The 14,302-nt window shown below is 73.2% G+C and carries 10 protein-coding genes; 7 read left to right on the forward strand and 3 right to left on the reverse strand.

Annotation, left to right across the window (positions count from 1 at the left end; all coding sequences use genetic code 11):
• Nucleotides 1-424 precede the first annotated feature (424 nt).
• On the reverse strand, nt 425-1,663 hold the full coding sequence (locus ACGFIR_RS24175) for an RNA polymerase sigma factor (RefSeq protein WP_393147308.1): 1,239 nt from the start codon (nt 1,661-1,663) through the stop codon (nt 425-427).
• Between the two features lie 233 nt (nt 1,664-1,896).
• The gene (locus ACGFIR_RS24180; protein ID WP_393002562.1) at nt 1,897-2,277 is read right to left on the reverse strand and encodes a YciI family protein; all 381 of its coding nucleotides are present in this window, start codon (nt 2,275-2,277) and stop codon (nt 1,897-1,899) included.
• 293 nt (nt 2,278-2,570) lie between these two features.
• Here ACGFIR_RS24180 and ACGFIR_RS24185 point away from each other — a divergent pair, with 293 nt between their 5' ends.
• From ACGFIR_RS24185 to ACGFIR_RS24195, 3 genes are all read left to right on the forward strand, one after another.
• The gene (locus ACGFIR_RS24185; RefSeq protein ID WP_393147719.1) at nt 2,571-4,223 is read left to right on the forward strand and encodes an MFS transporter; all 1,653 of its coding nucleotides are present in this window, start codon (nt 2,571-2,573) and stop codon (nt 4,221-4,223) included.
• A gap of 42 nt (nt 4,224-4,265) precedes the next feature.
• Entirely contained in the window at nt 4,266-4,685 is a 420-nt protein-coding gene (locus ACGFIR_RS24190) for an ArsC/Spx/MgsR family protein (RefSeq protein ID WP_393147310.1), read from the forward strand.
• A 143-nt stretch (nt 4,686-4,828) separates the two neighbouring features.
• Nucleotides 4,829-6,499, forward strand: a complete 1,671-nt coding sequence (locus ACGFIR_RS24195) for a right-handed parallel beta-helix repeat-containing protein (protein ID WP_393147312.1) — start codon at nt 4,829-4,831, stop codon at nt 6,497-6,499.
• A gap of 10 nt (nt 6,500-6,509) precedes the next feature.
• Here the strand turns inward: ACGFIR_RS24195 and ACGFIR_RS24200 are convergent, their stop codons facing one another.
• A complete protein-coding gene (locus tag ACGFIR_RS24200) occupies nt 6,510-6,692 on the reverse strand; it encodes a hypothetical protein (RefSeq protein ID WP_091630004.1) in 183 nt (60 codons plus the stop codon).
• Between the two features lie 19 nt (nt 6,693-6,711).
• Between ACGFIR_RS24200 and ACGFIR_RS24205 the strand changes: the two genes are divergently transcribed.
• The 4 genes from ACGFIR_RS24205 (at nt 6,712) to pulA (ending at nt 14,287) form a co-directional block, all read left to right on the forward strand.
• On the forward strand, nt 6,712-7,428 hold the full coding sequence (locus ACGFIR_RS24205) for a hypothetical protein (RefSeq protein ID WP_393147314.1): 717 nt from the start codon (nt 6,712-6,714) through the stop codon (nt 7,426-7,428).
• A 37-nt stretch (nt 7,429-7,465) separates the two neighbouring features.
• Nucleotides 7,466-7,855, forward strand: a complete 390-nt coding sequence (locus tag ACGFIR_RS24210; RefSeq protein ID WP_393002570.1) for a hypothetical protein — start codon at nt 7,466-7,468, stop codon at nt 7,853-7,855.
• 91 nt (nt 7,856-7,946) lie between these two features.
• Nucleotides 7,947-8,642 (forward strand): cellulose binding domain-containing protein, encoded by a 696-nt coding sequence (locus ACGFIR_RS24215; protein ID WP_393147316.1) that lies wholly within the window; start codon nt 7,947-7,949, stop codon nt 8,640-8,642.
• 152 nt (nt 8,643-8,794) lie between these two features.
• Entirely contained in the window at nt 8,795-14,287 is a 5,493-nt protein-coding gene (gene pulA / locus ACGFIR_RS24220) for a pullulanase-type alpha-1,6-glucosidase (RefSeq protein ID WP_393147318.1), read from the forward strand.
• Nucleotides 14,288-14,302 lie beyond the last annotated feature (15 nt).

Genomic DNA, 14,302 nt, shown 5'->3' on the forward strand with positions numbered 1-14,302 from the left:
TCCGACCGGCTCGCCCCGGCCGTCGAGCTAGCTCGGGGGGTCACGCGCTCACGGTGGTTACAACGACCCGGGGCCCCGGGCCATGCCCACCGGGCCGGTGACGGCCGCCATCACAAACCGGACAGACGGGACGGGGCGCCTGATCCCGGAGCGCCCGAACCGGACGATGACCCGCGAACCGGACGGTGGCGAGGTCGCCCGACACCTGCCCGAACCGTGCGTTGCGCCCCGGGGCGGCGGGTGCGTCGCGTCCGGGACAGCCCGCGCATCAGGCACGTGCATCGTCCGGAGCCCTGTTAGGGCAAAGCGCGCGGTGGGCGCATGGTGATCAGGGCGCCATGGACGTTATCTGGGCGCTTTCAGGTCCATGGCGTCCTGATCACGGGTGTGGTCAACGGCAGTGCGTGCTTTCGGTGTGGGGTGTTCAGCGACTGAGCCGGGCGGCGCGGGCGCGGAGGTAACGCTGCTCCGGCAGGCTGGCGGTGCGACGGGACGCGAGCAGGTAGTCCTCCCGCGCGGCGGCCGTGTCCCCGGCGAGTTCCCTCAGGTGGGCGCGGGTGGCCGTGAGGCGGTGGTGCCGGGCCATCCGGTCATCGGCGGCCAGCGCCGACACCATGGCCAGGCCGGCCTCCGGACCGTCAGTCATCGCCACCGCGATGGCGTGGTTGAGCGTGGCCATCGGATTCGGCGCGATCCGGCACAGCACCCGGTAGAGGAACTCGATCTGCCGCCAGTCGGTGTCGGCCACGTCGGCCGCCTGCACGTGCAGGGACGCGATCGCCGCCTGTAGCTGGTACGGCCCGAGTGGGCAGCGCAGCATCGCGTCGGTGACCAGCCGGGTGCCCTCCTCGATCAGGTCGCCGTCCCAGCGGAGCCTGTCCTGCTCCGCCAGCGGGAGCAGGCCGCCCTCGGCGTCGGTACGGGCCGCGCGGCGGGCGTCGGTCAGCAACATCAGCGCGAGCAGGCCCGCGACCTCGCCGTCGTCGGGTAGCGACCGGTGGATGGCCCGGGTGAGCCGGACAGCCTCGGCGGCCAGGTCGGGTCGGTGCAGGTCGGGGCCCGAACTCGCCGTGTACCCCTCGTTGAAGATCAGATAGAGCACGTGCAGGACGGCGCCCAGTCGATCGGCGTACGCCGACCCGGAGAGGCGCAGCGTCGTGCCGGCGGCCCGGATCCGTTGCTTGGCGCGGCTGATGCGCGGGCCCATGGTGGCCTCCGGCACCAGGAAGGCGCTGGCCACCTCAGCCGTGCTCAGACCCCCGACGGCGCGGAGCGTGAGGGCGACCTGCGAGGCCGGCGTCAGCGCGTGATGGCAGCACATGAACAGCAGCGTCAGGGTGTCGTCGTGGTCGTACGTGACCTGTTCGTCGGGGCCGGGGGCGACCATCGCGTCCGGAAGTTCCCTGCTCGCGCTGGCCGTCTCGCGGTCACGGCGGGCCCGCTCGCTGCGGATCTGGTCGATGAACCTGCGGGTGGCGACCGTGACCAACCAGCCGCGCGGGTGCTCCGGCATTCCGTCGACCGGCCACTGGACCGTCGCCGCCAGCATGGCCTCCTGGAGCGCGTCCTCGCAGGCGCCGAAGTCGTGGTACCGGCGAAGGAGGGCGCCGAGAACCTGCGGTGCCAGCTCCCGGAGCAGGCGACCGAGATCGTCGCTGCTCACCTCACCGTCCCGCGCCGGCAGCCGGCCCGTCGACAGCGGCGGCCGGGTCGTCGACGGCGGTGCCCCGCTGCCGACGGGACCGTCCGGCCCGCTGCCGACGGCATCGTCCGGCCCGCTGCCGACTGGACCGTCCGGCCCGCTGCCGGCGGCACTGTCCGGCATGCCGGCGGGCGGGTGGGTCAGCACCTCAGCGTCAGCCGGTCCAGCCGATCCGAGCCCTGCCGCCGCCGCGCTCATCCCTCCGACGCCGCCTCGGCCCCCGCCGAGAAGACCACCTGACGGACCTCGACACCGAGCCCCTCCACCCTGGCGTCCGGGATCATCGCGGCCAGCTCGAAGGCGCGCTCCCGGCTCGCGCATTCGACGAGGTAGTAGCCGCCGAGGTACTCCTTGGCCTCGAGGTACGGCCCGTCGCTGACCGCGGGCACGCCGTCGCGGACCCGGACGACGGCGCTGTTCTCGGGCTCGGCCAGGGCAACCGACCCGAGCATCTCACCGGATCCGCGGATCGTCTCGGTGAAGCCGTCGTGTCCCTGCATGACCTCGTTGCGTTCGTCCTCGGTGAGCGCCTCCCAGATCCGCGGGTTCATGTGCATGATCAACAGGAACTTCACGCCTTCTCCTCCTCGTGGCCGGCGCCCCGGTGACGCCGCTCGCTCAGTGGTCGTCGCCGAGCGGCCGACTTTGACATCGCCGGGGAATCGCGGCGCAAGATCGCCCACCCCACTCCGACCCCATGCCAGAGGACGAACGGAGCACGGAGGGAGATCCAGGTGAAGCTACCGTGGATCGGCGCGGGACTGTCGTACGTCGTCGGGTGTCGGGGATCGGCCGCCTGCCGCGACGTGCCGGCGGCGACCGGCGCGGCCGGTGGGCGGAGCGCCCGGTGAGCGTGCAGGGGGACGTCGTGGCCGACCCGCCCCCCGCGAGGGCCGGCCGGCGGGAGTGGATCGGGCTGGCCGTGCTCGCCCTGCCGACCCTGCTGGTCTCCATCGACGTGTACGTCCTGCTCCTCGCGCTGCCGCAGCTGACGGCAGACCTCGACGCTGGCAGCATCGCGCAGCTGTGGATCACCGACGTCTACGCGTTCATGCTCGCCGGGTTCCTGATCACGATGGGTACGCTCGGCGACCGGATCGGCCGGCGGAAGCTGCTGCTGACCGGAGCCGTGGCGTTCGGCGTCGCCTCCGTCGTCGCCGCGTACGCGACCAGCCCGGCGATGCTGATCGCCGCCCGCGCCGCGCTCGGTGTGGCCGGCGCGACCCTGGCGCCGTCGACCATGTCGCTGATCCGCACCCTGTTCCGCGACGCGAGGCAGTTGGGGCTGGCGATCGCGATCTGGGCGCTGTGCTTCTCGGCCGGTGCCGTGATCGGCCCGGTGGTCGGTGGCGCGATGCTGTCGCGGTTCTGGTGGGGCTCGGTCTTCCTGTTCGGCGTGCCGGCGATGGCGTTGCTGCTCGTGGTCGGTCCGGTCCTGCTGCCCGAGTACCGCGACCCGAACGCCGGGAGGCTGGACCTGACCAGCGTGGCGCTCTCCCTCGCCGCCGTACTGCCGGCCATCCACGGGCTCAAGGAACTGGCCAAGAACGGCTGGGCGGCGCTGCCCGTCGCCGGCGTCGTGACCGGGCTCGTCTGCGCCGTGCTGTTCGTACGCAGACAGCAGCGGCTGGAGCATCCGCTGCTGGACCTGCGGCTGTTCGCCAGCCGGTCGTTCAGCACGGCGCTCGGCGCGATGATGTCCGGCACGCTGCTGATGGGCGCGATCATGCTGTTCATCACCCAGGACCTGCAACTGGTCGAGGGTCTCACCCCGTTCGAGGCCGGCCTGTGGATGATGCCCGCCGTCGCGGCGAACGCGCTGTCGTTCCTCGTCTCGCCGGTTCTCGCCCGCCGGTTCCGGCCCGCGTACGTGATCGGTTCCGGTCTGGTGATCTCGGTGGTCGGTCTGCTCGTGCTCACCCGGACCGACACGACATCCGGGCCGACCACCCTGGCGACCGGATTCGCGCTGATCTTCCTCGGTGCCGGCCCGCTGGTGACGCTGAGCATCCACCTGATCATGGCCTCCGCGCCGCCGGAGAGAGCCGGCTCGGCCGCCGGACTGAACGAGACCAGCGGCCAGTTCGGCTTCGCGTTCGGGCTCGCCGCCCTGGGCAGCATCGGCGCCACCGTCTACGACAGCCGGTTCGCCCCGCCGCGCGGGGTTCCGGTCGACGCCGCCGACGCCGCGCGGGAGAGCCTCGCGGACGCCGTGGTCGCCGCCCGCGACCTGCCCGCCGATCTGGCCGGGGCGCTGCTCGTGCCGGCCCGCGAGGCGTACGTCGACGGGCTGCACCTGGTCGCCGCGATCAGCGCCGCGCTCCTCGCGGTCGTCGCCGTGCTGATCGTCCGCCTGCTGCGCGACGTCCCCCCGAACGGCGCCCCGCAGGCCGGTGTCTCACCGCCCAGTGCCCCGCAGGCCGGTGAGCCGCCGACCGGTGAGCCGTCCGCGCCGGCCGGGTCGCACGGGGACCCCGTGGAGGGCCTCCACCACCACTCCGGCGGCAGCCGGAACCCGTAGGCCGTACGCCCTCGTCGGGCCGGCGGCGGGACGCTTGCGACGATGACGGGTATGGAGATCTGGAACAACCCGTCCTGCTCGAAGTGCGCCGCCGCCCGCACCGCGTGCGACGAGGCAGGGGTCGGGTACGTGGTGCGCCCGTACCTGGACCGGCCGCCGAGCGCGGCGGAGCTGACCGAGGTGCTGCGCCGGCTCGACGCGCGCGCCTGGGACGTGTGCCGCACGCAGGAGCCCGCCGCCGTGGCCCTCGGCATGGCCGACTGGCCACGGGACGAGGCGGCCGAGCCGCGCTGGATCGACGCGATGGTGGCCGCGCCGGAGCTGATCCAGCGCCCGCTGCTGCTGCTCGACGACGGGGGAGCGCTCGTGGGGCGTACCGCCGGGGCGCTGGCGGAGGCGGTTCGCCGCAGCGGCGCGACCCCCGGCACCGACGCGCAGCCCGGCCCAGGCACCGACGCGTAGCCCGTTCCCGCCTCCGACGGGCAGTCCGGCCCGGGCACCGACGCGTAGGCCGGTCCCGGCACCGACGGGGTGGCGCGTTTCCGGACGGGTACGACGGGAATGCGCCGCTCGCGAACGACCGGACGCCGCAGAGGAGGGGTCGGATGCCGCAACAGGGCCTGTCCACGGCCGCGAAGCGACCCACCCCCGTCGCCGGGGCGCCCCTGTGGTGCGACGCGCGGGAGTTCGGGCTGCGCGGCGACGGCGTGACGAACGACCAACCGGCGCTGTCGGCCCTGGTCGACCGCCTCGGAGAGGGGTACGCCGCCGACGGGCGGGCCCGGGTCATCCACTGCCCGCCGGGGATCTACTCGATCCGGGACGCCGGGACGGTGTGGCGCAGCGGGGTGTCGCTGATCGGCGCCGGCCCGGGGGCGACGCGGTTCGTGCTCAGCAATGAGGGGAACCGGGCGGACCCCACCCCGTTGGCCTTCTGGACCACCGTGCAGCACGGCGCGAGCCGCGACCGGTACATCGCCGACTGCACCTTCGCCGACTTCGAGATCGACGGCTCCGGCGTGGCGATGGTCGAGTACAACTACCTCGCCAAGGGGCTCGGACTCCAGTACGTCGTGCGCGGCATCTTCCGCAACCTCTACATCCACCACACCGGCGCCACCGGACTCGGCTGCGACTTCCTCCAGGACAGCATCATCGACGGCGTGGTGGTGGTCGGCTGCGGCCGGCTGGACAACGGCGAGGAGATGGGCGGTGCCGGGATCGGCGTCGGCATCGGCGGGTGGGGCGACGTGGAACGCCTCACGATCGCCAACTGCACCGCCGTCGGCAACGGCACCAACGGGATCTTCCTCGAACTCCAGAAGGACTACTGGACGCCGCCGCGTGGCTACCGCATCGTCGGCTGCCACAGCCAGGCGAACCGCTTCGGCATCTCCGACTGGGGCGCCGACGGCCTGATCGTCTCCGCCTGCACGCTGACCGGCAACCTGGAGGCGGGCTTCGACGTCTCGGGCAACGGCACGGCCGGCGTCGCCGGTCGGGGCGGCATCGTCAGCGACTGCGTCATCGACCGCAACGTCGGCGACGGGATCAGCATGGGCAACACGCCCGGCCCGTACACCGTGCGCGGAAACCGGATCAGCGCCAACGGCGCGTACGGCTACCACGAGCACGACCTGGGGCACGGCTTTCCGGGCGCGGCGACGGGCGTGGTCATCGACGGCAACGACTTCTCGGACAACGGCCTGGACGCGATCCGGATCGACCGGCCGATGACCGACGCGGTCGTGGTGAACAACCGGATCCGCAACAACGGCCGCAGGTGCGCCCCGGCGGCCACCGGCGGGGGCGAGTCGGTGCGCTACCACCACCGTTCCGTCACCGACCTGACGGCGCACTGGCCGCACGACGGGCACCGGGGCAAGGCGGTACGGGTCGGCTCACGCATTGCGGTGGTGGTGTCCAACACCGACACCGACCTCACCCTCGCGGAGGTGCGGGCGGATTCCCCCACCGGCTGGAACGCGGACACGCCGCCGCCCGGGGCGTCGTACGAACTGCCGGCGGCCCCGCCGATCCGGGCCGGCATCACCGTCAACGCGCCGTTCGACTCCGCGACGGTGCGCGGCAACCGGATCTGGGACCACCGCGACGAGCAGACCCAGACCTACGGGCTCTGGATCACGTCGGCCGGCAGCTGCGTGTCCTGCCGGATCGAGGACAACGATCTGGCAGGCAACGCCGTCGGGGCGGTGCGGCTCGACACCCCGCCGGTCGGCGGGCGCTGGGACCGCAACCACCACGAGGTGGACTGACGCCGGGCGCTCAGCGCGCGTCGTCGGCGGGCGCCGTGGCCTCCGCGTGCCGGTCGCGCAGCCGGGCCCGGATCTCCTCCGGGGTGTACGCCCGGCGCCGCCGTTCCGCCCGCGCGATGACCACGCCTGACGCCGCGACGCCGGCGAGGCCCGCCAGCCCGAGCACCTTCCACCACCGCATCCGTTGCCGCATCGGCCTAGGGTAGACCCTCATGAGCATCAGCCTGGACGAGGCCGTGGAGCTGACCCGTACCGGTGACGTGTGGGTGTTCCGAGGCCGCAGCGTGCCCGACCGGGCCATCCAGTTCACCACCAACAGCCCGGTCAACCACGTCGGCATGGCCCTCGTGCTGGACGACATGCCGCCCCTGATGTGGCACGCCGAGCTGGGCCGCTCGCTGCCGGACATGTGGACGGGCACCCACCAGCGCGGCGTGCAGCTGCACGACCTGCGCGACGCGGTCTGCGTCTGGGCCAACCGGTACGGCCAGCGCGCCTGGCTGCGCCAGCTCGACCCGCCGGCCGACGCGGAGATGGAGAAGGCGGTGCTGCGCACGGTCGCCCGCCTGGACGGCACCCCGTTCCCGTCCACCGCCCAGCTCGCCTGGCGTTGGCTGCGGGGCCGCGTCCCGGCGGTACGCCTGCCGGCCCTGCCCGGCCGGGCAGGGAAGCGCCCCGGCGAACCCGCGCCGGACCGGGTCGGGGCGGCGGCGTCCGAGCCCGCCGGCACAGCCGCGCGCGACCGTGCACTGGAGACGGCGTACTGCGCGGAGGTGGTCGCGGTGACCTACGAGGCGATGGGGCTGCTGCCGGCGGGGCGGCGTCCCAACTGGTACGACCCGGGCCGGTTCTGGAGCGGCGACGACCTCGGGCTCGCGGGCGGCGCCCGGCTCGGGGCCGAGATCGAGGTGGCCATCCCGCCGCGCTGAGGTTTGGTCCGTGGCCGGGCCGGCAATTGCTGTCCCCGTGAGAGCCTCCACCGATCTGGACACGCTGACCGACTTCTTCGACCGGTACGGCGTGGCGCTGACCACCGGCGACGTGGCCGCCATCGCCGGCTGTTACGCCCTGCCGGGGATGGTGGTCGCCGACACGTACAGCTTCTCGTTCACCTCGCCGGCGGCGGTGGCGCTGTCCTTCGTGGGCGCCGCCCCCGACTACCAGGAGCGCGAGCTGGTCGCGGCGCACGCGGCCATCGAGGACGTGCAGCCGATGTCCGCGCTGCTGACCATGGTGACGGTGGAGTGGGAGTTCCTGGACAGCCGGGGCCGGGCGGTGCCCGGCGAGCGCTACCGCTACCTGATCCGGGCCACCGACGACGGCCCGCTCATCTGCACCGTCCTGCGGACCGCCTGACCGCCGCCGCGACCGCGACAAACGCCCCGGCGAGCGGTCGCGTCACGGCCCCCTCACCGCTACGCTGCCCGAGACGAGCGGGAGGAGGGGCATGTCCGACACGCGGCGCGCACCGAGCAGGTCCTACGGCACGACCGCCGTCACGTCCTCGCCATGGATCGTGGTCTCCGTCGGCGTCGTGGTGATGGTGGTCCTGCTCGCCATCGCGCTCGGCACCTACCGGGGGCGTGGCCCCGCGTTCGACGCGCAGCCCGGCCCGCCGCTGCCGACCGTCGGCCTGGCCGGTCCGGTGCCCTCGGCCGCCAGCCCGACCGCGACGCCCTCGCCGCGGGCGACGGCCGCGCCGTCGCGCCGGGCCACCAGCCGGCCCACTCCGGAGCGACCCACGCCCGCCCGCACCAGCAGCCCGCCGTCTCCCACCCCCGCCCCCACTCCCACCTCCAGCGGCGGCACGCTGCTGATCGCGCCGCCGCCGTCGCCGGTGACCGGCCGCTACCGGCTGGTGGAGTCGTTCGCGGACGGGTTCGTCGGGGAAGTGCTGATCACCAACACCTCGTCGACGCGTCGGGGTTGGACGGCGCAGTTGACCTTTCCGGGCACGCGGCTGAGCAGTGCGTGGGTCGAGGGCACGACGCAGGGGACGGCACAGCGCATCGACGACGGCTTCACCTACCGCAGCGGCGTCGACCTGCCCGCAGGCGGGTCGGCCACGCTGCGCTTCTACGTCCAGGGCGCGCAGAGCCGCCCGGCGAGCTGCACGGTCGACGGCAGCGCCTGCCGCGCCTGACCCGTCCCCTCCTCCTAACGGCCCGGCGGAAACCCGCCGGGCCGTGTCTTTGCAAGTCGGCTGTCGTGTTACGACTTTGTTTGCAAGGTATTGCAGAACGTTTCGGCAAGGGCTAGCGTGCGGGCCAGTCAGCGACCAGAGGAAAGGCGTCGATGAAACCCCCGCCGATACCGCGCAAGGCCCTGCTCGCCCTCGTCTCCCTGCTCACCCTCACCCTCGTCGGCACCCCCCTCGCCGTACGACAGCTCGGTGCCGACGCCGCCGACGACACCGGCCCGCTGGCCACCGCCGGCGCCACCCAGTGGGGCGCGGAGCCCTCCGCGGAGGCGCTGCTGAAGGCGGCGGACACGAAGGGCCGCGCCGAGCAGTTCTACTTCGTCCTGCCGGACCGGTTCGCCAACGGCGACCGGCGCAACGACACCGGCGGCCTCACCGGGGACCGCCTCTCCACCGGCCTCGACCCGACCGACAAGGGCTTCTACCACGGTGGCGACCTCAAGGGCGTCATGGACCGGCTCGACTACATCGAAGGGCTGGGCACGACGGCCATCTGGCTCGCCCCCGTCTTCAAGAACCGTCCCGTGCAGGGCAGCGGGGCCGACGCCTCCGCCGGCTACCACGGTTACTGGATAACCGACTTCACCCAGGTCGACCCGCACTTCGGCACCAAGGAGGACCTGAAGCGGCTGGTCGCGCTCGCGCACCGGCGGGGCATCAAGGTCTACCTCGACGTCATCGTCAACCACACCGCCGACGTCATCAAGTACGCCGAGGACAAGTACACCTACGTCGACAAGGCGACGTCGCCGTACACCGACGCGCAGGGGCGTCCCTTCGAGGACCGCAACCACGCCGACGGCAGCCGGGGCTTCCCGAAGGTGGACACGTCGTCGTTCCCGTACACCCCGACGTTCGAGACCCCGGCCGACGCGAAGGTCAAGGTCCCGGCGTGGCTGAACGACCCGACGATGTACCACAACCGGGGCGACTCCACCTTCGCCGGCGAGAACAGCGAGTACGGCGACTTCTTCGGCCTCGACGACCTGTGGACCGAGCGCCCCGAGGTGGTGCGTGGCCTGACCCAGGTCTACTCCGACTGGGTTGCCGCCACGGGCGTCGACGGCTTCCGGCTGGACACCGTCAAGCACGCCAACCTCGAATTCTGGCCGCAGTTCAGCCAGGGCATCGAGCGCGCCGCCGCGCGCGCCGGCAAGCAGGACTTCTTCATGTTCGGCGAGGTCTACAGCGCCGACCCGGAGATCACCTCGACGTACGTGCGGCGCGGTGGCCTGCCGGCCACCCTCGACTTCGCCTTCCAGGAGGCGGCGCGCGGCTACACCGCCGGCGACGGCTCCGCCAAGTCCCTCGCCGACGTGTACGCGCGCGACGACCTCTACCGCGCCCGCGACACCGACGCGCGCCGGCTGACCACCTTCCTCGGCAACCACGACATGGGCCGGATCGGCTCGTTCATCGCCGGTGGCGGCACCGACCCGGCCACCCACCTGCGCCGCGACCGGCTCGCCCACGAGCTGATGTTCCTCACCCGCGGCCAGCCGGTGATCTACTCCGGCGACGAGCAGGGCTTCACCGGCCCGGGCGGCGACAAGGACGCCCGGCAGGACATGTTCGCCTCGAAGACCCCCGACTACCTCGACGACGACCTGCTCGGCACCGACCGCACCCACGCCAGCGACCAGTTCGACCGCGGCCACCCGCTGTACCGGGCCATCGCCGAGCTGGGCGCGCTGCGCCAGGCGCACCCGGCCCTGCGCGACGGCGTGCAGGTCACCCGGTACGCCGCCGACGGCCCCGGCGTCTTCGCGTTCTCCCGGATCGACCCGAAGCAGCGCAGCGAGTACGTCGTCGCGGTGAACAACGCCGCGACCGCGCAGACTGTCACCGTGGACACCTGGTCGGCCGGCGCCACCTTCACCGGCGTGTACGGCGCCTCGGCCGCCCCGGTCGCCGGGGCGGACGGCAGACTCACGCTGACCGTGCCCCCGTTGTCGGCCGTGGTGCACCGCGCCGGCACGCCGATCGCGTCGCCCGACGCCGCGCCGAGGATCTCGATCACCGCCCCGGCACCGGGCGAGCCCGTCGCCACGAGGGCCGCCGTCACCGCCCAGGTCACCGGCAACCCGCTGGCCACCGTCACCGTCGCCGCCCGGGTCGCCGGCGGCAAATGGACGCTGCTCGGCAGCGCCGAGACGGCCCCGTACACGGTGCACCACGACCTGACCGGGCTGGCCGGCGGCACGCGGATCGAGTACAAGGCGGTCGTCCGCGACGGCAAGGGCCGTACGGCGACCGCCCGGTCCACCGCGACCGTGGGCACCCCGGCGCAGTCCGCCTCCCGCGACTGGGCGGTGGTGCACTACCAGCGCCCCGCCGGCGGCTACGACGACTGGGGCCTCTACACGTGGGGCGACATCGACCCCGCGTACGCGACCGAGTGGCCCAAGGGGCAGCCGTTCGTCGGCGAGGACTCCTACGGCCGCTTCGCGTGGGTGAAGCTCAAGCCGGGCGCGAAGTCCGTCGGCTTCCTGGTCGTCGACAAGTCCGGGAACAAGGACGGGGCACAGGACCGGACGATCGACGTGACGCAGACCGGCGAGGTCTGGGTCAAGCAGGGCGACCCGGCGACCTACCCCAGCCGGCAGGCCGCCACCGGCGAGCCCGACCCGCCCGTGGCGGACGGCACCGCGCTCATCCACTACCGCCGCGCCGACGGCAACCACGACGGTTGGGGCCTGCACGTGTGGGACGGCGCCGCCAACCCGACGGATTGGGCCACGCCGCTAGCCCCCGCCCGGATCGACGCCTTCGGCGCGGTCTTCCAGGTGCCGCTGGCGGCCGGAGCCACCGGGCTGAGCTACATCATCCACCGTGGAGACGAGAAGGACCTGCCCACCGACCAGCGGCTCGACTTCGCCGCCGCCGGGCGGGAGGTGTGGCTGCTCGCCGGCACGCCCGGACGGCTGCTGCCGTCCACCGCGTCCGGCGCCGCCCGGGACGTCGACATCACGAAGCAGAAGGCGCACTGGATCGACCGCTCCACCGTGGCCTGGCAGGCCGGGCCCACCGACGGCAGGACGTACGCCCTGGTGGCCGCCCCGGCCGGCGGGGTCACCGTCGTCGACGGCGAGCTGGTCGGGACGTACGACACACTGCCGTTGACCGCGCGGCGCAACGGGCTCACCGAGGCCCAGCGCGCGGACTTCCCGCACCTGTGGGCGCACGGCGCCTTCACGCTCGACCGGCGTGACCTGGCGAAGGTCCCGGCGGCCCTGCGCGGGCAGCTCCTGGTGACCGAGCGCGACGCCGAGGGCGCCCTGCTCGCCGCGACCGGCGTGCAGATCCCCGGCGTGCTCGACGACGTCTACGCCCGCGCCACCGACGCGCGGCTCGGGCCGACCTTCACCGGCGGGGTGCCGACGCTGGCGCTCTGGGCGCCGACCGCGCGGCAGGTGTCGTTGCAGCTGTTCGACTCGCCCACCGCGCAGCCGAGGACCGTCGCGATGCGCCGCGACGACCGCACCGGCGTCTGGTCGGTGCGCGGCGCCCGCGACTGGCGGAACAGGTACTACCGGTACCAGGTCCAGGCGTGGCAGCCGGCGACGCAGCAGCTGGTCACCGCCTCGGTGACCGACCCGTACTCGCTGGCGTTGGCGCCGGACTCCACGCACAGCCAGCTCGTGGACCTGGCCGACCCGGCGCTCGCCCCGGCGGGCTGGGCGCAGCTGCGCAAGCCGGCGGCGGTGCCGTCGACGAAGGTGCAGATCTCCGAGCTGTCGGTGCGGGACTTCTCGGTCGCCGACACCACCGTGCCGGCTGAGCGGCGGGGCACCTTCCTCGCCTTCACCGACCCGGGCACCGCCGGAATGCGGCACCTGAAGGCGCTCGGCGACGCCGGGGTCACCCACCTGCACCTGCTGCCCGCGTTCGACTTCGCCACGATCCCCGAGCGGCGTGCCGACCAGCGGCAGCCGGCCTGCGACCTGGCCGCGCTGCCGCCGGACTCCGAGCAGCAGCAGAAGTGCGTCGCGGCGGTCGCGGACACCGACGGCTACAACTGGGGGTACGACCCGCTGCACTACACCGTGCCGGAGGGCGGCTACGCCGTCGACCCGGCCGGGGCGAAGCGGACCACGGAGTTCCGGCAGATGGTGGCCGGCGTCAACGGCGCGGGGCTGCGCGTGGTGATGGACGTCGTCTACAACCACACCTCGGCGTCGGGTGCCGATCCGAAGTCGGTGCTCGACCAGATCGTGCCCGGCTACTACCACCGGTTGCTGGACGACGGCAGCGTCGCCACCTCGACCTGCTGCGCCAACACCGCCCCGGAGCACGCCATGATGGGCAAGCTCGTCGTGGACTCGCTGGTCACCTGGGCCCGGGCGTACAAGGTGGACGGCTTCCGGTTCGACCTGATGGGCCACCACCCGAAGGCGAACATCCTGGCCGTACGCGCGGCGCTCGACGCGCTGACCGTCGCCCGCGACGGCGTGGACGGGAAGAAGATCCTGCTCTACGGCGAGGGCTGGAACTTCGGCGAGGTCGCCGACGACGCCCGGTTCACGCAGGCCACCCAGGCCAACATGGCCGGCACCGGGATCGGCACCTTCAACGACCGGCTGCGCGACGCGGTACGCGGGGGCGGGCCGTTCGACGCCAACCCCCGGGTGCAGGGTTTCGCCTCCGGCCTGTTCACCGACCCCAACGGCGACGCCGTGAACGGGTCCACGGCCGAGCAGCGGGCCCGCCTGCTGCACCAGCACGACCTGATCAAGGTGGGGCTGACCGGCAACCTGCGCGGCTACCGCTTCACCGACTCGTCGGGCCGGCGGGTGACCGGCGCGCAGGTCGACTACAACGGCTCGCCCGCCGGCTACACCGCCGCGCCGGGGGAGGCGGTCACCTACGTCGACGCGCACGACAACGAGATCCTGTACGACGCGCTGGCGTACAAGCTGCCGCAGGACACCCCGGCGGCGGACCGGGCCCGGATGCAGGTGCTGGCGCTGGGCACGGTGGTGATGGGGCAGGGGCCCGGGTTCGTCACCACCGGCACCGAACGGCTGCGCTCGAAGTCGCTGGACCGTAACTCGTACAACTCGGGTGACTGGTTCAACCAGATCCGCTGGGACTGCGCCCAGGGCAACGGCTTCGGCGCCGGCCTGCCGCCCGAGCAGGACAACCGGGACAAGTGGCCGTACGCCAAGCCGCTGCTGGCCGACCCGGCGCTGGTCCCGGACTGCGCCGCGATCAACCTGGCCGGCGCCCGCTACGCCGAGCTGCTGGAGATCCGCCGCTCCTCGCCGGTCTTCGGGCTGACCACGGCCGAGCAGGTGCAGAACCGGGTCGCCTTCCCGCTCTCCGGCGCGGGGGAGACCCCGGGCGTGCTCACCATGACGCTGGACGCTCGGGGCCTCGACGGACGGTGGAAGTCGGTCACGGTGGTCTTCAACGCCACACCGGAGACGGCGACGCAGCGGCTGACCGGGCTGCGCGGGGCGGACGTGGCGCTGCACCCGGTGCTGCGTACCTCGGCCGACGAGGTGCTGCGGACGGCCTCCTTCGACCGGGCCAGCGGCACGTTCACCGTGCCGGCCCGCAGCGTGGCGGTCTTCGTGCAGCGGTAGTAGGTGTCACACGTG

This window comes from Micromonospora sp. NPDC049051 (genome assembly GCF_043197575.1).
Taxonomy (GTDB): Bacteria; Actinomycetota; Actinomycetes; order Mycobacteriales; family Micromonosporaceae; genus Micromonospora.

Excerpts from the sequence above, each read along its gene's own strand:
- ACGFIR_RS24190 (WP_393147310.1), top strand. The coding sequence starts at position 4,266 with ATGACGGGTATGGAGATCTGGAACAACCCGTCCTGCTCGAAGTGCGCC.
- ACGFIR_RS24195 (WP_393147312.1), top strand. The coding sequence starts at position 4,829 with ATGCCGCAACAGGGCCTGTCCACGGCCGCGAAGCGACCCACCCCCGTC.
- ACGFIR_RS24200 (WP_091630004.1), bottom strand. The coding sequence starts at position 6,692 with ATGCGGCAACGGATGCGGTGGTGGAAGGTGCTCGGGCTGGCGGGCCTC.
- ACGFIR_RS24205 (WP_393147314.1), top strand. The coding sequence starts at position 6,712 with ATGAGCATCAGCCTGGACGAGGCCGTGGAGCTGACCCGTACCGGTGAC.
- ACGFIR_RS24215 (WP_393147316.1), top strand. The coding sequence starts at position 7,947 with ATGTCCGACACGCGGCGCGCACCGAGCAGGTCCTACGGCACGACCGCC.
- pulA (WP_393147318.1), top strand. The coding sequence starts at position 8,795 with ATGAAACCCCCGCCGATACCGCGCAAGGCCCTGCTCGCCCTCGTCTCC.